Annotated in this window: 18 protein-coding genes and 1 tRNA gene; 9 read left to right on the top strand and 10 right to left on the bottom strand. The window is 47.6% G+C overall.

Annotated elements, in window-relative coordinates:
* Positions 1 to 368: 368 nt before the first annotated feature.
* Positions 369 to 749, bottom strand: a complete 381-nt coding sequence (locus BZG77_RS10550; protein ID WP_025744879.1) for a glutaredoxin family protein — start codon at positions 747 to 749, stop codon at positions 369 to 371.
* Positions 750 to 940: 191 nt separating this feature from the next.
* On the opposite strand from BZG77_RS10550, the gene BZG77_RS10545 reads away from it, so the two are divergent.
* Positions 941 to 1,780: a 2OG-Fe(II) oxygenase family protein gene (locus BZG77_RS10545; RefSeq protein ID WP_077647212.1), complete on the top strand. Its 840-nt coding sequence runs from the start codon at positions 941 to 943 to the stop codon at positions 1,778 to 1,780.
* A gap of 104 nt (positions 1,781 to 1,884) precedes the next feature.
* Here the strand turns inward: BZG77_RS10545 and BZG77_RS10540 are convergent, their stop codons facing one another.
* Together BZG77_RS10540 and BZG77_RS10535 are read right to left on the bottom strand one after the other, a co-directional pair.
* The gene (locus tag BZG77_RS10540) at positions 1,885 to 3,006 is read right to left on the bottom strand and encodes a PQQ-dependent sugar dehydrogenase (RefSeq protein ID WP_077647211.1); all 1,122 of its coding nucleotides are present in this window, start codon (positions 3,004 to 3,006) and stop codon (positions 1,885 to 1,887) included.
* A gap of 13 nt (positions 3,007 to 3,019) precedes the next feature.
* Entirely contained in the window at positions 3,020 to 3,259 is a 240-nt protein-coding gene (locus BZG77_RS10535; protein ID WP_025744348.1) for a YdcH family protein, read from the bottom strand.
* 185 nt (positions 3,260 to 3,444) lie between these two features.
* On the opposite strand from BZG77_RS10535, the gene BZG77_RS10530 reads away from it, so the two are divergent.
* Positions 3,445 to 3,520 (top strand) — tRNA-Asn (locus tag BZG77_RS10530).
* 103 nt (positions 3,521 to 3,623) lie between these two features.
* Here BZG77_RS10530 and BZG77_RS10525 read toward each other — a convergent pair.
* Entirely contained in the window at positions 3,624 to 5,231 is a 1,608-nt protein-coding gene (locus BZG77_RS10525; RefSeq protein ID WP_077647210.1) for a peptide ABC transporter substrate-binding protein, read from the bottom strand.
* Positions 5,232 to 5,569: 338 nt separating this feature from the next.
* Between BZG77_RS10525 and BZG77_RS10520 the strand changes: the two genes are divergently transcribed.
* Entirely contained in the window at positions 5,570 to 6,205 is a 636-nt protein-coding gene (locus tag BZG77_RS10520) for a glutathione S-transferase family protein (protein ID WP_077647209.1), read from the top strand.
* A 23-nt stretch (positions 6,206 to 6,228) separates the two neighbouring features.
* Here BZG77_RS10520 and BZG77_RS10515 read toward each other — a convergent pair whose 3' ends face one another.
* Positions 6,229 to 6,891 carry a glutathione S-transferase gene (locus BZG77_RS10515; RefSeq protein ID WP_077647208.1) on the bottom strand — a complete coding sequence of 221 codons (663 nt, stop codon included), beginning with the start codon at positions 6,889 to 6,891 and terminating at the stop codon, positions 6,229 to 6,231.
* 87 nt (positions 6,892 to 6,978) lie between these two features.
* Positions 6,979 to 7,515, bottom strand: a complete 537-nt coding sequence (locus BZG77_RS10510) for a hypothetical protein (RefSeq protein WP_077460883.1) — start codon at positions 7,513 to 7,515, stop codon at positions 6,979 to 6,981.
* A gap of 196 nt (positions 7,516 to 7,711) precedes the next feature.
* On the opposite strand from BZG77_RS10510, the gene BZG77_RS10505 reads away from it, so the two are divergent.
* Positions 7,712 to 9,268, top strand: a complete 1,557-nt coding sequence (locus tag BZG77_RS10505) for a cryptochrome/photolyase family protein (protein ID WP_241844143.1) — start codon at positions 7,712 to 7,714, stop codon at positions 9,266 to 9,268.
* An 82-nt stretch (positions 9,269 to 9,350) separates the two neighbouring features.
* Here the strand turns inward: BZG77_RS10505 and BZG77_RS10500 are convergent, their stop codons facing one another.
* A complete protein-coding gene (locus BZG77_RS10500; protein WP_025744343.1) occupies positions 9,351 to 9,989 on the bottom strand; it encodes an OmpA family protein in 639 nt (212 codons plus the stop codon).
* Between the two features lie 283 nt (positions 9,990 to 10,272).
* On the opposite strand from BZG77_RS10500, the gene yiaY reads away from it, so the two are divergent.
* Positions 10,273 to 11,421 (top strand): L-threonine dehydrogenase, encoded by a 1,149-nt coding sequence (gene yiaY, locus BZG77_RS10495; RefSeq protein WP_077647205.1) that lies wholly within the window; start codon positions 10,273 to 10,275, stop codon positions 11,419 to 11,421.
* Positions 11,422 to 11,484: 63 nt separating this feature from the next.
* Here the strand turns inward: yiaY and BZG77_RS10490 are convergent, their stop codons facing one another.
* Entirely contained in the window at positions 11,485 to 12,498 is a 1,014-nt protein-coding gene (locus BZG77_RS10490; protein WP_077647204.1) for a 2-hydroxyacid dehydrogenase, read from the bottom strand.
* 271 nt (positions 12,499 to 12,769) lie between these two features.
* Between BZG77_RS10490 and BZG77_RS10485 the strand changes: the two genes are divergently transcribed.
* From BZG77_RS10485 to glpD, 4 genes are all read left to right on the top strand, one after another.
* Positions 12,770 to 13,474 (top strand): riboflavin synthase subunit alpha, encoded by a 705-nt coding sequence (locus tag BZG77_RS10485; protein ID WP_077647203.1) that lies wholly within the window; start codon positions 12,770 to 12,772, stop codon positions 13,472 to 13,474.
* Between the two features lie 286 nt (positions 13,475 to 13,760).
* Positions 13,761 to 14,630: an MIP/aquaporin family protein gene (locus BZG77_RS10480; protein WP_077647202.1), complete on the top strand. Its 870-nt coding sequence runs from the start codon at positions 13,761 to 13,763 to the stop codon at positions 14,628 to 14,630.
* 63 nt (positions 14,631 to 14,693) lie between these two features.
* A complete protein-coding gene (gene glpK / locus BZG77_RS10475) occupies positions 14,694 to 16,217 on the top strand; it encodes a glycerol kinase GlpK (RefSeq protein WP_077460889.1) in 1,524 nt (507 codons plus the stop codon).
* 295 nt (positions 16,218 to 16,512) lie between these two features.
* Positions 16,513 to 18,054: a glycerol-3-phosphate dehydrogenase gene (glpD, locus tag BZG77_RS10470; protein WP_077647201.1), complete on the top strand. Its 1,542-nt coding sequence runs from the start codon at positions 16,513 to 16,515 to the stop codon at positions 18,052 to 18,054.
* A 100-nt stretch (positions 18,055 to 18,154) separates the two neighbouring features.
* On the opposite strand, the gene BZG77_RS10465 is transcribed toward glpD, so the two are convergent.
* On the bottom strand, positions 18,155 to 19,006 hold the full coding sequence (locus tag BZG77_RS10465; protein WP_077647200.1) for an EamA family transporter: 852 nt from the start codon (positions 19,004 to 19,006) through the stop codon (positions 18,155 to 18,157).
* A 150-nt stretch (positions 19,007 to 19,156) separates the two neighbouring features.
* The gene (gene trhO / locus BZG77_RS10460; RefSeq protein WP_077647199.1) at positions 19,157 to 20,140 is read right to left on the bottom strand and encodes an oxygen-dependent tRNA uridine(34) hydroxylase TrhO; all 984 of its coding nucleotides are present in this window, start codon (positions 20,138 to 20,140) and stop codon (positions 19,157 to 19,159) included.
* Between the last annotated feature and the right edge of the window lie 151 nt (positions 20,141 to 20,291).

Here is a 20,291-nt window from a genome sequence, read left to right as displayed (position 1 = left end):
ATTATATGGAACGTAATAGAATATAATTCTGTTAAAGTTTTTTATGCGAGTGCTATCATGTAATTATGCTTTATTTTGGCAAAAGTGACTTATATTTAGCAATTTAACGACTTATTATGCTGATTTTTATCCCGTTGGCGTTTAAGTTGGTGCCGCGATAGGAGGTTAATCGTACGCAATGTCCTTACGTTATGGTCGTGGGAGCGATTAGCACAATGGCATTTGCGATCTTAGGGAGTATTTAAAGAGAGACTGCCCAAGCGATGGCGCGGGCGGTTGAATAACCTCAATGCAAGCGTTGTTATTGCATTGAGGCGTAAAGGCAAGCAGGGGCGTTGTCACCAAAAAAGCCCCCTCTAAACGATTGGCTAAATCTTGTTGATGATGGGGGCTGTTTGCTGATTTAAATACGCGATAATGTCATCCGATTCGTACATCCAACGCGTGTCTCCAGCATCATCTTCGATACGCAAACAGGGCACTTTAATACGGCCACCACCTTGCTCAAGCGCTTGCCGTGCGGCCATATCACGTTTGGCATCTTTGACCGCCAAAGGTAGCCCTAGTTTGCGACTCGCTTGACGAACTTTGACACAAAACGGGCATGCAGCAAATTGATAGAGCGTGAATTGTTCTGACAACCGCTCAAGTGCTTGTGTTTGTTCGGCACTTAACTTGGGAGACTTAGGTTTGGTTAAGGCCTCGACAACGAGAATAATTTTTCCAAGGATCCAACGAATAACGCCCATATAACCTCCATGCGTTCAATAAAGCCAGAGTGTAACACGCCAAACACGTTTGCTCATCGTTAACATATTGTTCCTGTATGGAAATAAAGTGTTTCCACCTGAGTACAGAATCGCGTTGTGCCTCTCGATCGCGCTGTTAGACTATGCATGCGACAACCTCACGATAAAAAGCAAACGATTACGAGTACCCTATGATACTGCAAGCTATTGACTTCCAAGCACCGAATGCGGAGCAAGCATTTGTTGAATCTTTACGTGAAACAGGCTTTGGCGTTCTTAAAAACCACCCGCTACAACAGCAGCGAGTCGCTGATATTTACCAAGAGTGGGAAGGCTTTTTTAACACCGAGGAAAAGCACGATTTCACCTTTAAGTCAGACACGCAAGATGGCTTTTTCCCCGCTAAAATTGCGGAAACGGCAAAAGGCCATACCAAGCGTGATCTAAAGGAGTTCTTTCATTATTACCCTTGGGGGCAGTGTCCTGAAGCGCGACGTGATAACCTGCAATCTTATTATCAACAAGCGACCAGTTTAGCTGAAACCTTGTTGTCTTGGGTTGAGCGTCAATCGCCTGTCAGCGTCAGTGAGCACTACTCACAACCACTGTCGAGTATGATTGCGGGGAGCGAACAGACGTTACTGCGCGTATTACATTATCCGCCGTTAAACGGTGATGAAGAGCTAGGTGCAATCCGGGCCGCCGCGCACGAGGATATTAACTTGCTCACTATCCTTCCGGCGGCGAATGAGCCGGGCCTGCAGGTGAAAGCCAAAGATGGTAGTTGGTTGGATGTACCGTGTGATTTTGGCAATTTGATTGTCAATATTGGTGATATGCTGCAAGAGGCATCGGGCGGCTATTTTCCATCAACCACCCATCGCGTGATAAACCCTGAGGGGGCGGATAAAACTAAGGCACGTATTTCCTTACCACTGTTTTTGCATCCCAAACCAGAAGTAGTGTTGTCTTCTCGCCACACTGCGAAAAGCTACTTAATGGAACGTCTACGTGAGCTGGGCGTGATTTAACCTTAGGCCTCCAATAGCTGCCGAGATAAGATATTGCCTCGGCAGCGTTAAAACCCTATCGTATCGTCCTGATACGGCCACCTAAAACAAGTACGAGCATAGTTTTAAGGGGAAGGCGTCAGTTTCAATAAACTCCCGTTACTTCTGTCTGTCAGTAACAATATACTGCCATCGTTTGCTTGGATAACATCACGAATACGACCAAACTCGCCATCAAGCATCCGCTCCTCATGAATCACTTTGCCATCTTCCAATACTAACCTGACCAGTAACCCAAATTTTAAAGAGCCAAGCAGCAGGTTGCCTTGCCACATTGGGAAGCGATCACTGTCAACCATGATCATGCCTGACGGTGCAATTGACGGATCCCAATAATAAACCGGTTGGCGCATCCCTGGTTTTGATGTCCCCTCTCCGATTTGTGTGCCCAGTCCATAGTTAACGCCATATGTTATAGTCGGCCAGCCATAGTTTTCACCGGCGAGAATAACGTTGAGTTCGTCACCACCTTGGGGACCGTGCTCATGTGCCCAAATACGTGTGCCTTTATTATCGAGGGCGATGCCTTGGATATTTCGGTGCCCGAAGCTAAACACCTCCGCACGTTTGTCACCCGCCTGTAGGAAGGGATTACTCTTCGGCACTGTACCATCAAGATTAAGACGCACGAGTGTGCCCAGATGATCGTCGGCAAATTGCGCGCGATCGCGATGGCCACGATCGCCGAGCGTGATATATAGGTGCTCAGAAGTGACCAATAAACGACTGCCAAAATGGCGCCCGCCACTGCGTTTGGGAGAGGCTTTAAAAATAACACGACTGTCAATGAGTACATCTTTAGACAGTGTGGCCATTATAACCTCAGTACCGGCTTGTCCTCGCTCGTCGATGGCGGCATAGGAAAGATATAAACGCTGGTTGGTCGCAAAATCAGGTGCCAAGGCGATATCTAATAGGCCCCCTTGCCCCTCTTGAAACACGTTTTTTGGGGTGCCTAAAATGGAGACGACCAGCCCATTGGGTGTCAGCCGTTTAAGCTTGCCGTCACGCTCGGTAATCAGTAGAACGCCATCCGGAAGCTCAGTAATCCCCCATGGATGAGAAAAGCCGGATTTCAGTGTTTCGACACGAAGGCTCACCGCCTCCGTGTTGATGGTTTTTGCCTCTGCAGCCCCTATTGTCCCAAGAAACAGAACGACCAAGCACAGTGAATGCGACAAACGCATTGCTCACCTCCCATTAATGTGTGCGTAGTTTTTCGTACAAGCGGTCTTTGAGGTGCGCGCGCTGTCGTTTCATGGCAGTAAAGATGTCGTCGCTGGTGGGGATTTGGTTCATCTCTAAACCACGAATATGGTGATCGAGTTGATGATAGCGTTGCGCATCGAGCTGAAACGCGGGGTCATATTGCTTAAGGTGGTGGATACGATCGCGATGCTCCGGGAAATCAAAAACGAGTGCGTGGTTTTCTCCTTGCATGCTGCCCCCTAATTATTGATCCATTTACTAATAAGGTTAGGCAGATTGGTGCTATCTATCCACGTTTGACTGACAAATGCTCTCTTTTTAGCCGATCAGCTTCGCATTGACGGGATTTTCCGAAAAAAGGGTTGCACCGAGATAATGGATTGCCTATCATCTCGCTCGTTGTCGCAAAAGACAATTCCCCCATAGTTCAGTTGGTAGAACGGCGGACTGTTAATCCGTATGTCACTGGTTCGAGTCCAGTTGGGGGAGCCAAATTTAGAGAAAGCGCTAGTCGAAAGACTGGCGTTTTTTTTTGGATTTTGTCACGTATTGTCAAACGCCACGCTAGGTAGCGTGGCGTTTGCACTTTTTGTCATTAGTTTTGCGTTATGTATAGATTACGTGTGTACCGCAATTCATTCGGGTTCTCAACGTTATAACCGCCTACTTTAGGGCTTTTAATCACACTACGTGTGTAGAAGTACAGCGGAATGGCTGGCATGTCGCGAGCAAAAATACGCTCGGCTTCTTGATAGTAATCGTTGCGTTTTTCCGGGTCGACGACCGTCAAAGCCTGATCCAGCGCGTGATCATAATCTTTATTCCCCCAACTGGTTTTATTCATACCGTCACTACTGAAATAGCTCAAGAACGTCGATGCTTCGTTATAGTCACCAATCCAACCGTCTCGGGCGACATCAAAATCTTTTTGCAGCACTTTTTGTAAAAAGGTTTTCCACTCTTGGTTGGCCAAGTTGACATCAACCGGGAGATGACGCTTCCACATCGAGGTTACTGCCAGTGCCAGTTTTTTGTGTGACTCCATGGTGTTGTAAACCAGTTCAAACTCCAGTGGATTGTCTTGCGTAAACCCGGCTTCCGCCAATAAGGATTTGGCTTTTTGATAGCGCGCATCCTGACTCATTTCCGCCCATTCAAGCTTGGGTGCCTCAAAGTGGTTAATCGCTGGTGGGGTAGCGCCATACGCAGGAATTTGGCCTTGGCCGAGAATAATATCGGTGATGATGTTTCTATCAATGGCATAAGACAAGGCTTTGCGCACTCTGACATCGTCAAAAGGGGCCTTTTCGGTATTAAATAAGTAATAATAGGTTGCCAAAGACGGCATGGTGACCAATTCATTAGGGCGTTCTTTTTTGATTTGATCATACGCTTCCAAAGGGAAGCTCGAGGTTATATCGATCTCGCCGGTACGATAACGGTTATATTCAGCATTGACATTACTTGATGCAACATACGAAGTCTTATTAATCACTGTTTCTTTGTCGTTCCAATAAAGCGGATTTCGCTCAAGATCAATGCGCTCATTAATGACCCAGTTAGTGAGATTGTAGGCACCCGAGTTCACCATATTGTTGGGGCGAGTCCAGCTGTCACCAAACGCTTCAAGCGCATGTTGTGGTACTGGATACGTTGATGAGTGAGTCAGCATATTGGGGAAGTAAGGCGTACGACGTTCCAGGGTAAACTCAACCGTGTGATCGTCAATGGCTTTAACTCCGAGTTGCTCTGCTGGCTTTTCGCCGTCAGTGATCGCTTTTGCGTTCTGAATATTGGCGGTCCCTAAATACCAAGCATAAGGCGCACCCGTAACAGGATCGACGACGCGTCGTAAGGTAAAGATAACGTCGTCGGCCGTTATAGGCTCACCGTCTGACCATTTCGCATCACGTAGATGAAACGTATATTTAAGTCCATCGTCACTGATTTCCCAGTCTTTCGCCAGGCCGGGCACAACCTCGCCTTCTGGGTTGCGAATCATTAACCCCTCAAATAAATCGGAGATAATTTTATTGCTGGCGGTATCGCTGGATTTGGTCGGGTCTAATGTTGGTACTTCACCGGCGACGCCCCAAATGAGGGTCTGATCATTATCGAGGGTGACATTCTCTGGCACTTGGGCGGCAAACGCTGAACTGCATAATGCTAACGCCATGGCGCTGGCGAGTATCTTAATTTTCATAAGCCTTCCTTGGTTGAGTAATTTGTTAATAAATCTTAACAATCAATAGATTAACCCTAATTGCTGATGAAATAAAACCTAGATGAAAGAAATATGATGAGCGTTGGTAACAGCAATAAAAGGTGACACCTCGCGAGTAGCACTAAATAGGGGTTTAAGTGATTAAAGCAGCATGATCGTTGGTCTTGCCGGTGTTTTTATGGCTAAGTTGTCATGCTTTTAGCATAGAAACACGATGACTTGCTAAGCTCGTTGGATTATGCGAGCCTCAAACATCGAGCTTAAATAAAATAAAATCAAGGCAAGGAACTGCTTCTGATTGTTACAAGGAGAGTAAAATGAAAGTGTATGGACATCCTCTGTCAATTAATGTTCAGAAAGTGATGTGGTTGATTGAGGAGCTGGATTTAAGTATTGCGCTAGAAGAAGTCGATATTCGTCATAGCCATCGCGACGCACAAGCCATTGCTGAGCGTTGTCCGATGCAACAAACCCCCGTTTTAGAAGACGGCCCAAATAGCGTGTGGGAATCACATACCATATTGCGCTACCTCGTTGCTTGTTATGGTAATAAAATGTGGTATCCGGATTGTGCGTTTCAACGATCATGTTATGAACGCTGGATGGACTGGTGTCTCTCCTCATTCCAACCCGTTATTAAAGTGGCGCTATTCTCTTCAGCCTCTGACCACCCACATGCTATGTCTTCACAAGCTATGTCATCACGAGAAAAGGCGCTAGAGCAGTGTCGTTATCACCTGGAACGAATCGATGAGGTACTGGCAGAGCAAAAATATCTCGCGTCAGATCGCAAAACATTGGCTGATATTGCGATAGGAAGTTTGGTCCATAGCTTGCATAATGAGGCGTCTTTAACCTTACCACCTAATGTATCTCGCTGGTATCGACAGTTAGCTGATTTGCCAGGCTATCAGCGTTGGATCATGCAAGCAGAGTCGACTCTGCCTGCATAAAACAAGCTCTAACACTGTCCTTGTTACAGTGTTTTTAGGGGGCCGACCACGCATAATGCATTCTGGTAGCCGGGTTGCTGCTCAACTTGCGCCAGATAGCGACAAATGTTGGCGTGATGTTCGGTATGAAGCTGTGGGCGCGCTGCCAACAATGGAAAACTCATTTGAATATCGGCCGCTGTGATTTGGTCCCCACAGAGCCATTGATGATGCGCTAAATGGTTATCTATCATGGCGAAATGGTCGTGTAACTGCGGCGTCAGGAACTGCTGCTTCACACCATCCATCAGTTTTCGGGCTAGGGGCCGAATAAAAAATGGCATGGGAGATTCTGGAATTTTACTGAATATCAGAGACATCACCAATGGTGGCATCAGAGAGCCTTCGGCATAATGCATCCAGTATCGATAGAGGCTCTTCTCTGTTTTTGTTTCAGGTATTAAGCTGCCATCCCCGTATGTATCTAACAAATATTCAATAATTGCGCCAGATTCCGCAATCACAATGTCCCCGTCTTCGATCACGGGCGCTTTCCCCAAGCTGTGTATTTGTTTCAACTCACGCGGCGCGAGTTTGGTTTTTGGGTCACGCTGGTGGCGAACCAACTGATATGGAACCGCCAAAGACTCCAGTAACCAAACAATACGCTGAGACCGCGATTGCTCTAAATGATGTAAAGTAATCATATCGGACCGTTTTAGACTGTAATTTAAAAACTAGGCTCGGGATAACGTACGACTCTCATGCTGATTCGATCAATAATGGTTGGCAGATCATTGGGTAAGAGCGGGAAGGACTTGTCCTTCGATACGAAGATCCGGACTGATTTCTTGAATATTTGTACCGCGAATATACAGATTGCCGCCGATATAGATATCGTCAGGAATAGCGTTTATCGGTGAGTTCGTGAGGTATAAATTGCCTTCAACAAATAGACGCTGAGGGAGCGCTGTCAATGGCGTATTGACCAGGCTTAAATCGCCTCGCACCACGAGGTTAGGGGGCAGACGCGTTATTTGTGTATTGGTCAGGTTAATATAGCCACCGACTTTCATCCTCGGTAGCTGCTTCAAAGCGGTATTGGCCGCGTTAAAATACCCGCCCACCTCTAATCCGCGAGGTAGCCGTACAATATCACTGGCTTCAATATCCAGGTACCCTTTTGTTTTGAACCCTGCAGGGAGTGCTGTAATCGGCGCAAACCGCAGTTTTACGTTACCGTAATTATCTATGTAGCCGTGGAAGCGAAGGTCTTGTACAAACTGGCTAGCGGGCTCATTCATTGCCAATGTCGGATAGACAACTATCATTAGAGTGATCAACAGGCAAAATCTGACAAGAAGTGCGCGCATAAGAGTAGGGCATAATGGCTAGTGTTTGGACCAATGTAGAGCGTTTTGGCAGATATTCAAGCTGGTTGATCTAGGCAATCATCGAAAATGTGGTTTGCTGCGTATGATTTTTCAACATTTTTCTTGCAACACTTATTATGACAACGAGGTGCCAGTGAAGAGCACGCACTATAAAACTTTGCGCTTGGTGCTGGGCGATCAGCTCAATGCGAGCCATTCATGGTTTAAACAGACCGATGACTCTGTGCTTTATTTGGTTGCGGAGCTTAACCAAGAAGCCACCTATGTCAGGCATCATGTCCAAAAGGTAAGCGCATTCTTCGCGGCGATGGCGGCCTTTTCCCATGCACTTGAGCAGGCGGGTCACCATGTCTGTTACCTCACTTTAGATGACACTCAACGCTATCAAGATTTACCCGCGCTAATAAGTGCTTTGTGTGAACATTATCAGGTAAACACCTTTGCGTACCAGCGGCCGGACGAGTATCGGCTTTCGCAGCAACTCATCGCGCTCAATCTCCCCGATAAAGTGGCAATCCAATGTGTTGATACAGAGCATTTTTTATTGCCTTACGAGCATATAGCGACTCAGTTTACGGCGAATAAACATCGTAAAATGGAGTATTTTTATCGGGATATGCGTCGCCAGTTTGGTGTCCTGATGGACGGTGATGCGCCAGAAGGTGGACGCTGGAATTACGATCAAGATAATCGTAACAAGCTCAAAAAAAGCGATTTAGCTGCCATTCCGTCTCCCTTAGTATTCAGTAACGATGTTCGCGATATTTTAGCTCGTATCGAACGGCATAACGTTGCGACAATCGGTGAACCTGCACCAGACCTACTCTGGCCTGTGACACGTTCACAGGCGAAAGCCTTGTTGGATCACTTTTGCCGTCATTGCTTGCCTCTGTTTGGTCAGTTTCAAGATGCCATGACGGGTCGTAGCGATCACCAATGGAGCCTCTATCACAGCCGTTTGTCGTTTGCACTGAATGCAAAGTTACTTCATCCCATGCAGGTTATTACCGTCGCGATTGAGTATTTCCGACATAGTGATGCCATCAATCTGGCGCAGATCGAAGGCTTTGTGCGTCAAATTTTAGGCTGGCGGGAGTACATCCGTGGCGTATATTGGGCAAATATGCCTGCTTATGCAGAGAAAAATGTCCTCGAGGCAAATCGACCACTCCCGCGTTATTTCTGGGATGGGCAAACCAAAATGCGCTGTGTGTCTCAAGCGGTGACCCAGTCATTGCAAACGGCCTACGCACACCATATTCAACGACTCATGGTAACGGGGAACTTTTGCTTGCTAGCCGGTATTAACCCGGATGCCGTCGATGACTGGTACTTATCAATTTATATTGATGCGATAGAATGGGTTGAGATGCCTAACACCAGGGGGATGACGCAATTTGCTGATAACGGGTTGGTTGGCACGAAACCCTATGCGGCCAGTGGCGCTTATATTAATCGCATGAGTGATTATTGCGGCGATTGTCATTACTCAGTGAAAGAGAAAGTGGGGGATAACGCGTGTCCACTGAATGCACTTTATTGGCATTTTATGCAGCGTCATCGCGATCGCTTTAGTCAAAATCCAAGAATGGCCATGCCTTACAGAAACTGGGATAAAATGGACGCTGCCCAGCGCGAGGCCATGATTGAGCGTGCAGACTATTTGCTTGCTCATCTCGATAATCTCTAGTGTTGGTAGTCAATACCTCTTTATGGTGCGCTTACTGCCAATAAGCGCACTGTGTTGTGTCACTCTTGACTGATCACCGCCGCTATTGGGTGTTTGGCACCACTTGAATCTCAACCCGACGATTCAATGCGCGATTGGATGCACTGTTATTGGCAACGAGTGGACGTGTTTCGCCAAATCCAGAGGTATAAAGGCGCGCATTGTCGATAGACTGGCTGGCAAGATAGCGTTTAACGCTCATCGCACGTCGCTCAGACAAGCCTTGGTTGTATGAGGCCGCCCCTGTGTTGTCGGTATGGCCCTCAATGCTTAAAAAGGTTTTGTCGTATTTGCGCATGACGTTGGAAACCGCATTGAGGGTAGGGTAGAAGTCGGCGGCGATAGCATCTTGATCCAATCCAAAGGTAATATTCGATGGCATGATCAAACGAATGTTATCCCCTTCTCGCACTACTTGAATCCCGGAGCCTGCCAATTCCTCACGGAAAGCTTGCTCTTGCTTATCCATATAGTTGCCCACCGCGGCACCACCGATCGCGCCAATGGCTGCCCCGATAAATGCGCGTTTATCTTTGTGGTTGGAGGTGGACTTACCCGCAATCGCACCGGTGATTGCGCCAATGGCCGCACCTTTTTGGGCATTCGACATGGATTCACAGCCTGTTAATGCCAGTGAGGCAGTCAAAACCGCAACCGCAGTCAGTTTATATTTTGTTCCCATTGTGTTCTCTCTATCACAAGTTAGCGATGACTCTACTCTATTGCATGTTAGACATTATTCTTCAAGAAAGTGTCAAAAAAATGATTTTCTGCTGATGTTTTAAACACAATGGAATTCATGGCGGACACACCTCTCAGTTTTGTCTTTTATTTTGCTTATCTTGCCTAGCAAATTGCGCTGGATCAAAATGTGACGAACTATTGGCGTGTTACAAAATGGCATCAAAAGAGGAAAGCACTTTTTGCTAAAACCTCTGTTATCCCTACAAAAGGAGTCAAGGATCATGTCGAGCACTTTCTTTATCCCAGCGGTTAACCTTATGGGGGCCGGATGCCTTTCAGAAGCCGCAGACGCTATTCAATCGCATGGATTTAAAAAAGCTCTCATTGTTACCGATAAGGTGCTGAATGAAATTGGTGTCGTCAAACAAATCGCGGCGTTACTGGACAGTCGCCAGGTTGACAGTGTGGTGTATGACGGTACTCAGCCTAACCCAACAACCGGCAATGTGGCGCAAGGCCTTGAGCTTTTGCAAGCGAATCAATGTGACTGCGTGATCTCTTTGGGTGGCGGATCGCCGCATGATTGTGCGAAAGGTATCGCTTTGGTTGCCACGAACGGCGGCCATATCAGTGATTATGAAGGTGTCGATCAATCGGCGAAACCTCAACTGCCACTGATCGCGATCAATACAACGGCTGGTACGGCATCTGAGATGACGCGTTTTTGTATTATTACTGAAGAAGAACGTCATATTAAGATGGCGATTGTCGATAAGCATACCACCCCAATTATCTCGGTGAATGATCCTGAGCTTATGCTCGCGAAGCCAGCTTCACTAACCGCGGCGACCGGAATGGACGCGTTAACTCACGCCGTTGAAGCGTATGTGTCAACTGCCGCGACACCGATCACGGATGCCGTAGCGCTCAAAGCAATGACCTTGATTCAAGATCACCTTCGTACCGCCGTGGCTGACGGACAGAATATTGAAGCACGTGAACAAATGGCTTATGCGCAGTTTATGGCCGGTATGGCATTCAATAATGCGTCGCTTGGCTATGTGCATGCCATGGCACATCAGCTCGGCGGGTTTTATGACCTCCCTCATGGTGTGTGTAACGCGGTATTGCTCCCCCATGTTCAGCGCTATAACGCGCAAGTTTGCGCGGGTCGTTTACGCGATGTGGCAACTGCGATGGGCGTTAATACCGATAACATGACCGAGGATGAAGGTGCGAAAGCCGCAATCCAAGCGATTCAGTCGCTGTCAACGGATGTCGGTATTCCTGCAGGCCTGAACGAATTAGGTGCGAAACAAGACGATATTGATGTATTGACGGAAAATGCGCTCAAAGATGCTTGCGGGTTTACCAATCCGAAGCAAGCAACCCATGAAGAAATCGCTAAAATTTTCATGGAAGCCATGTAATCAGCCGCTAAATCGATATTGAAGAACAAAAGGCCTGAGCGATCAGGCCTTTTTTAATCGGCGTTAATCGCTTCTGTCTTCCACTTCGACAATTTGGTTTTGGCAAGTCTGACCACTTAGTACGATCTGAATGTTCGCCAATGTGGTCTTGGCAATGTTGTGCAGTGCTTCTTTGGTTAAGAAAGCCTGGTGGCCGGTAATCAATACGTTGTGGCAGGCTGAAAGCCGACGAAATACGTCATCCACAATCACATCATTCGATTTATCTTGGAAAAAGAGATCGCGCTCATTGTCGTAGACATCTAAGCCTAATGAGCCAATTCGGCCTTGTTTGAGTGCCTCGATGGCCGCGGCAGAATCAAGAAGCTCGCCCCGACTGGTGTTTATCACCATCACACCGTCTTTCATTTGATTGAATGCGTTGGCACTGAGTAAATGGTAGTTCTCTTTATACATGGGGCAATGTAAAGAAACCACATCACTTTGCGCATAAAGCGTTTCTTTTGAAACATACTCCGCCCCCAGTTCAAGGGCCTGTGGGTTTTGATAGGGATCGTGGCAGAGTAGACGCATCCCTAGGCCGTTGAGAATGCGCATGGTCGCAATACCAATTTTTCCTGTACCAATAATCCCCGCTGTTTTGCCATGAAAGTTGAAGCCGACTAAACCCTCGAGCTCAAAGTTCGCGTCGCGGGTACGTTGATACGCTTTATGGAAACGACGATTAAGACACATCATCATGCCAACCGTGTGCTCGGCGACCGATTCAGGCGAGTACGCGGGCACGCGCACAACCGTGATCCCCAGTGATTTAGCTGCGTCGAGATCGACACGGTCGTAGCCAGCGCAACGCAAGGCTACGAGAGAAGTCCCTGCCTTTGCGAGAATTTCAAGTACGGGGCGAGACAAATCATCGTTTACAAACGCACAAACCACCTCGGCACCTTGCGCCATTTTGGCTGTTTTGTCAGTGAGTTGGAAATCATGAAACTCAAACGTGTACGCGAATGCGTCGTTGACATGAGTAAAGGCGGCCTTGTCATAAGATTTCGCGCTAAATACGGCAATGGTCGTCATTAAATAGCCTCCGGTTTAATCGGGGGAGGTGAATGGTCTCTATCAATAACGTGATTTTGATCAGAAATAAACCCCAAAAAGTGTGTGTTTATGGTCGAATCATACCCACTAACCTTTACCCACTAACCTTTCAGGCATCTATGAACCTATTTTTAACACCAATATGCCGACCTAAATGAGCCAATAAGAATGATTTTCACTACTGAAACACATCGTTGCACCACCAAACGTGCAGCAGTATCCTAAAAACACAATGAGTGAGGGAGTCCCCATGTTTACCGGAATTATTCAAGCGGTGGCAAATATTGACGTTTGTTGCGATCACCAAGGTATCCGAACGTTCGATATTCGCTTCCCAGATGGCTTTTGTGATGGATTAGAAATTGGTGCCAGTGTCGCCATTGATGGCGTATGTTTGACGGTCACTGAGCGATTAGAAGCGAATCTTGTGCGTTTTGATGTGATGCTACAAAGCTTAGCGATAACGACGTTACGTTCGTTTAATACTGGCGATAGCGTGAATGCGGAGCGAGCAGCGAAAGGTGGCGCAGAAATCGGCGGACATCCGTTATCGGGGCATGTGGATTGCTGTGCTTTAGTGCATGACGTGCTGTTTCAAGAGGAAAATTGTCGATTGCGATTTTCCTTAGCAACGTCATGGATGCGTTACATCTTTGCCAAAGGCTATATCGCTATTAATGGTGCAAGCTTGACCATTGCCGACGTAAACAAGGATGAAGGGTGGTTTGACGTTTGGTTGATCCCAGAGACGCGGCGAATGACAACGTTCGAGCGAAAGACTGTCGGTGATTCCGTTAATATAGAAATCGAGCGACAAACCCAAGTGATGGTGGATACCGTGCGTGATACGTTGAGCGAAAAGCTTGGCCCCTTACTTCCTGTGCTCGAATCGTTAGCAAAGGAGAAAGGGATCGATCTTGATACACTTGGGGTCTCAATGCCAACCTCTCGATAACAAAAAGATAACAACAAAGCGCGCTCCTCAACGATCACTGCATGGATATGAGGGGCGCCAAGCCTTGCCATCCCTAGCTTTCTAGCCATCCCACTGTGTGTGCGCATTTTGTGCGCGAACATGCTCAAACAATGATGTAGTTAACAAAAATGTCAGTATTAAGTCATAAAATTATGCTCGAACGCTCATTTTTGTTGTGAGTTTGTTTTCGAGATGCTGTGATTATGCAAAATGGTAATGTGGTTTTGAACGTGTACCCCTACTAACAGTGACAAGGATAATCATCATGAAAAAAGCATCGTCGACTCTATTAGGCGAGTGCGTGTCCGAGTTTATCGGCACGGGCTTGCTCATTTTCTTTGGCGTGGGTTGTGTGGCAGCGCTGGTACTGACTGGCGCCGATTTTGGTCAGTGGGAAATCAGTATCGTCTGGGGCTTTGGTGTGGCGATTGCCATTTACTGCACAGCAGGTGTCTCAGGCGCGCATATTAATCCTGCCGTTACCATCGCTCTCGCGGCCTTCCATGGCTTTGATAAAAGTAAAGTTGTTCCCTACATTATTTCGCAAATGCTTGGTGCGTTTGCGTCCGCCGCACTTGTTTACAGTCTATATAGCAATCTTTTCGTCGAGTGGGAGTTGGCCAATAATGTTGTTCGGAGTAGCCCTGAGGCCTTAGCAACCGCAGGTATTTTCTCAACCTATCCGCATCAAGCTTTGTCTTTCATGGGGGCTATGGCGGTTGAATTTGTGATCACAGCGGTGTTGATGTTTGGCATCCTAGCGCTAGGCGATGACAACAATGGTGCTGCCCGTGGCCCAATGAATCCATTACTCATCGGTATTTTGATTGCGGTTATCGGTGGCTCGTTAGGTCCATTGACCGGTTTTGCGATGAACCCTGCGCGTGATTTCGGTCCTAAACTATTTGCCTTCTTTGCCGGATGGGATTATGCCCTGACAGGTGCACGTGATATTCCTTACTTTATTGTGCCCATTGTCGCGCCAATTTTAGGGGCGTGTTTTGGCGGATGGTTATATCCCAAAGCGGTTGCCCCATACCTGCCTCAAGAGGGTCATGGTTGCACCATTCCTAATCAGTGTGATGATGAGGATCTGGAGCTGACTGAAACCGAGACGCAAAAAGTAAACGCATAAGTAGCATGGGCGCGTTAGTGCGCCATAACGACTAAAATATAAGAGATAGAAGGAAACCCGATTATGTCTGCGCACAAATATATCGTTGCTCTAGACCAAGGTACTACCAGCTCACGCGCCGTCGTCATGGATCATGACGCCAATATTGTGGGTGTGTCTCAGCGCGAATTTACCCAGATTTATCCTCAAGCCGGTTGGGTCGAGCATGATCCAATGGAAATTTACGCGACACAAAGCTCCACCTTAGTTGAGGTGTTGGGCAAAACGGGTATCCGCAGTGATGAGATTGCGGGTATCGGTATTACAAACCAGCGTGAAACCACGGTAGTCTGGAATAAAGAAACCGGAAAGCCTGTGTACAACGCGATTGTGTGGCAATGCCGTCGTACCGCCGACATCTGTGATGACTTGCGGGAGCGTGGTTTAACTTCATATGTTCGCGATAACACTGGGCTTGTACTTGATCCGTATTTCTCAGGTACAAAAGTGAAGTGGATTTTGGACAACGTAGAAGGCGCGCGAGAGGACGCAGAAGCGGGTAAGCTGTTGTTTGGTACCGTGGATACCTGGCTGGTCTGGAAAATGACCCAAGGGCGTGTACATGTGACGGACTATACCAATGCGTCACGAACTATGTTGTTTAATATCAATGATATGTGCTGGGATCAAAAAATGCTCGATGAGCTCGGTATCCCCGCTTCAATGTTACCTGAAGTGCGTCGCTCTTCTGAGGTATATGGGCAAACGAATATCGGCGGTAAAGGCGGGACACGTATTCCAATTGCTGGGATCGCGGGTGACCAACAGGCTGCGCTATTTGGTCAAATGTGTGTAGAAGCCGGACAAGCGAAAAATACCTACGGCACAGGGTGCTTCTTGCTGATGAATACCGGGCAAGAGAAAGTTACGTCTTCTCATGGCCTGCTGACGACGATTGGTTGTGGTCCACAGGGTGAACCTTCTTATGCGCTTGAGGGCGCGGTCTTTATGGGCGGAGCCTCTATCCAGTGGTTACGTGATGAGCTTAAAGTGCTCGAAGACGCGCACGATTCTGAGTATTTTGCCACTAAAGTCGATACGTCAAATGGTGTTTATGTGGTCCCGGCTTTCACGGGATTAGGCGCCCCCTACTGGGATGCATATGCCCGAGGTACTATTGTAGGCTTAACGCGCGGTGTGAATTCAAACCATATTATTCGAGCAACATTGGAAGGGATTGCTTACCAAACGCGTGACGTATTGGATGCAATGCAAGCCGATTCAGGTATCAAGCTCGCGGCGTTACGCGTGGATGGTGGTGCCGTTGCCAATGACTTCTTGATGCAATTCCAAGCCGATGTGCTTAATACGGAAGTTCACCGTCCCGAAGTGACCGAAGTCACGGCGCTGGGCGCAGGTTATCTTGCGGGGATGGCTGTTGGTTTCTGGGGTAGTCTGGATGAGTTAAAAGACAAAGCGAAACTCAATCGTAGCTTTGAGCCTCATCAGGATGAAGAAAAGCGGAACCGTCGTTACCGTGGTTGGAAACGTGCGGTAAAATGTGCTCAGGCATGGGCACAGCTTCATGATGAAGAAGAAGACATTTAATTACTCCTAAATCGAGTCATCTTGAAAAGGCGCGTTTTCGCGCCTTTTTTTATGTCTGAACGCAGACGGATGAATTCTGCTTTATTGAATAGCAGAGTAACATCGACACGCTCCTTCTACGTTAATCTTGGCTTTACGGTTCACAATTCACGCATTTTTATAACACTTATTCTACACTTGTCACACTCGATAATAATTTTTCGAACATTAATAGTGACCGAAAACGAAAGTTGATATACAGTTACACCCATCAATTAATGTTCGTTCGCTCATATCTGGACAGGGTCGGCTAATAATGACTACGCATAATACTCATCAAGAAGCATTACTCGATATTATCGTCGTGGGAGGCGGTATCAATGGTACAGGCATCGCTGCAGATGCAGCAGGCCGGGGGCTTAATGTTGGATTGTACGATGCAAAAGATTTCGCATCGGCCACATCGTCAGCAAGCTCAAAGTTGATTCATGGTGGGCTTCGCTATTTAGAGCATTATGAATTTCGTTTGGTTTCCGAAGCGTTAGCAGAGCGTGAAGTGCTAATCAACAAAGCGCCGCATATTGCCTTTCCTATGCGCTTTCGTTTGCCGCATCGCTCTTATCTGCGCCCCGCGTGGATGATTCGTTGTGGCCTCTTTTTATATGACAATTTAGGTAAACGTTCGACGTTACCAAGTAGCCACAAAGTGGATCTCAGCAAAACCGGCTATATGAAAAAAGAGATGAAGATCGGTTTTGAGTACTCTGATGCGTGGGTAGATGATGCGCGTCTCACACTGCTTAACGCTCAGTTTACCAAAGAGAAAGGCGGTGAAGTCCGTAACTATTGTAAAGTGGTGACGGCAGAGCGTGAAAACAATATCTGGCGTGTTACCTTAGAAGATGCACACACCGGCGAGCGTTTTGAGCGCAAGTCGAAAGCCTTGGTGAATGCAACAGGGCCTTGGGTCAAACAATTCTACGACGATAGTCTTCATGAAAAATCGCCACGTGGGATCAAAATGATCAAAGGCTCTCATATGGTGGTGCCACGTATCCATCAAGATCCACAAGCCTATATTCTGCAAAATAATGATGGTCGTATTGTATTTGTGATCCCTTACCTGGATAAGTTTTCACTGATTGGTACCACGGATGTTGAACACAAAGCGGATCCGCGTGAAGCTAAAATTGATGATGCTGAAGTTGATTATCTGGTTGATGTGGTCAATCAGCACTTTACGCATCAAATCAAACGCGAGGATGTTATTTGGACCTACAGTGGTGTGCGTCCTCTATGTGATGACGAATCGGATTCACCGCAGGCAATGACACGTGACTATACCATTGAGTTAGAGCAGCAGGGCAGTCAAGCGCCGCTCGTATCCATCTTCGGTGGTAAGCTCACCACTTATCGTAAGCTGGCGGAGTCCGCGATGCGTAAACTCGAACCATTCTTTGACAAAATGGGTCAGCCTTGGACCGCAAACGGAACGTTACCTGGTGGTGACTTCAGCTGTGGTCGCGATGATCTGGCCATGTCAATCAAGCAACGTTACCCGTGGTTAAGTCACGAGACGGCGCAGCGATTTGTGGACACATACGGTACTTGCACCCATCAGTTGATGAAAGGCTGCACCAGCGAGGCAGATATGGGACGTCAGTTTGCAGATGGTGTTTATCAAGCTGAGCTAAATTATCTCATTCAACACGAGTTTGTGCAGCATGTTGAAGACGCGCTATGGCGCCGTACGAAGCTTGGTCTCTATTTGACTGAAGAGCAGGCTGATGCGATTAGCCAGTACATCGAGCAACAGCGCGTCAAGGTGCATGCACTGCCATTGAGTGAAGCGAGCTAACACTCGGTAAAGTGAGTCGTTCAGAGAACAAGATTCGATGACTAAAAAGAGCGCCGACCATCGGCGCTCTTTTCTATTGGTTGGTGTTAGTGCCTTTTCGTTAATGCCTTTTAGCCGATAACGTACTGCCTAACGAGGCAGTGATTACCATACCGATGGCGAGCCATTGGCGCAGTGCAAGTTGCTCGTCGAGAATCAATAGCCCTGCCATTGCGGCAACAGCGGGCTCTAAACTCATCATCACACTGAAGGTTTGCTTAGGCATATTTCGCAGCGCGATCATCTCTAACGAGTAGGGAATAGCGCTAGAAATGAGTGCCACCGCAATGCCCAATGGCAGCAGTTGCCACTGGAGCAGAGCGCCATCGGTGGCAATGTAGCCGGCGGGTACAAGATAGAGCGCAGCAACCGTCATCCCCAGTGCAACAGTGCCGCCGCCTGGCGCTAGATTACCCGCTTTTTGACCAAATAAAATATAGCCAGCCCAGCAGCCCCCGGCGGCTAGGGCGTATGTAACCCCTCGTGGGTCGAGGGCATTTACGCCTGATAGATCCGGGAGCAATGTGATCACACCGCCGACGGCGAGCACAATCCAAAGGCTGTCCCGCGCGCGCCGTATTGAAAGCAATGCAACCAGAAGAGGACCCGTAAATTCGAGTGCAACGGCAATCCCGAGAGGAATGGTTTCAATCGCTAAATAAAGCAGCAGCATCATGCCACCCAGGCAACTGCCATAAACGCTAATAGCGCGCCAGTGGCGTCCACGAGGCCATTGGCGCCAAGGCCGAAAAACCAGCCATAGTATCAGGGCGGAAAACCCGACTCGCAGAGCACTTGTCCCGACAGGCCCCACCAGAGGAAACAGCTGCTTGGCAAACGAGGCACCGAATTGAATCGCGCACATGGCGCCAAAAACACTCAATATAGCGATAAAAAGCGCGCGAGCCTGCATGTTTCCTCTCCTTGGTGGTATTAGATCCTTACCTTAACATAAAGACAAAAAAAAGCCGCTCCGATGAGAGCGACCTGGGATGTTAATTGAAATGTTATGCATTCGCTAAGGCCTATCGTCGCAATAAGCCGACGGGAATGTTGATGGTGATTAATCACCTTTATGGTGTTGGCGTTGGCGCCGGTATTTTTTCATTGCGCGACGCTGCTCAATGACTTTTCTCGCTTCACCGCCGACGTGTTGTTCACCCCGTTCACGGGCGAGGCGAACTTGATATTCTCGTTCACGAAACGCAGCTTTTTGCGCGTCGGTGTGTTTATCGATACATTTTGGACAGGAGACGCCTTGTTCATAGTGCTCGCTTTCCATGTCTGCTTGGGTTATTGGCAGACGACAAGCGTTACACATTGCGTAAGAGCCTTTTTCTAATTCATGATTAACGGCAACTCTGCTATCAAAAACATAACATTCACCGTTCCATAAGCTCTCACTTTCAGGCACCTCTTCAAGATACTTTAGGATCCCGCCCTCGAGGTGATACACCTCATCGAAGCCTTTTTCTTTCAAAAATGCCGTCGACTTTTCACAGCGGATCCCGCCAGTACAGAACATCGCCACCTTTTTGTGGGTACTGGGGTCAAGTTGCTGCTCGACATAGTCCGGGAATTCGCGAAAGCTATCCGTATGCGGGTTAACGGCGCGTTCAAAGGTACCGATCTCAATTTCGTAATCGTTGCGCGTATCAATCACCAACACATCCGGATCGCTGATTAATGCGTTCCATTCGGTCGGTTTGACATAGGTGCCGACACTTTTGCGTGGGTCAATGCCTTCCACGCCCATGGTGACGATTTCTTTTTTCAGTTTTACCTTGGTACGACTAAACGGCTGGCTGTCTTCAAACGATTCTTTATAGTCAATATCGGCCAGGCGTGGGTCGTTTTTAAACCACGCAAATAGCGCATCCATATTTTCTCGTGTCGCAGCGACTGTACCATTGATGCCCTCGTGAGCGAGAAGGAGTGTACCGCCTATCTGATTGGCTTCCATTACCTCAAGCAATGGCGCTTGCAAAGACTGATAGTCTTCAAGGGTGACAAATTTGTACAAAGCACAAATGACATAAGTAGACATGTTTTTTCCTCTTGCTGGCTGGAGCGTAAATCCAGTGCATGGGTTATTAGGGGAATAAAGCAGGGCGCGGAGTATATCGAAATGACAACCCTCTAAACACCGACAGAAAGTATGGTTACTGAGCAAAAAAACGTACCATGCACGGCTTGGT

This window comes from Salinivibrio sp. IB643, from assembly GCF_001996105.1.
Lineage (GTDB): Bacteria > Pseudomonadota > Gammaproteobacteria > Enterobacterales > Vibrionaceae > Salinivibrio > Salinivibrio costicola.
Note: the sequence above shows the minus strand (reverse complement) of the source record. Positions and strands in the feature narration are given on the sequence as shown.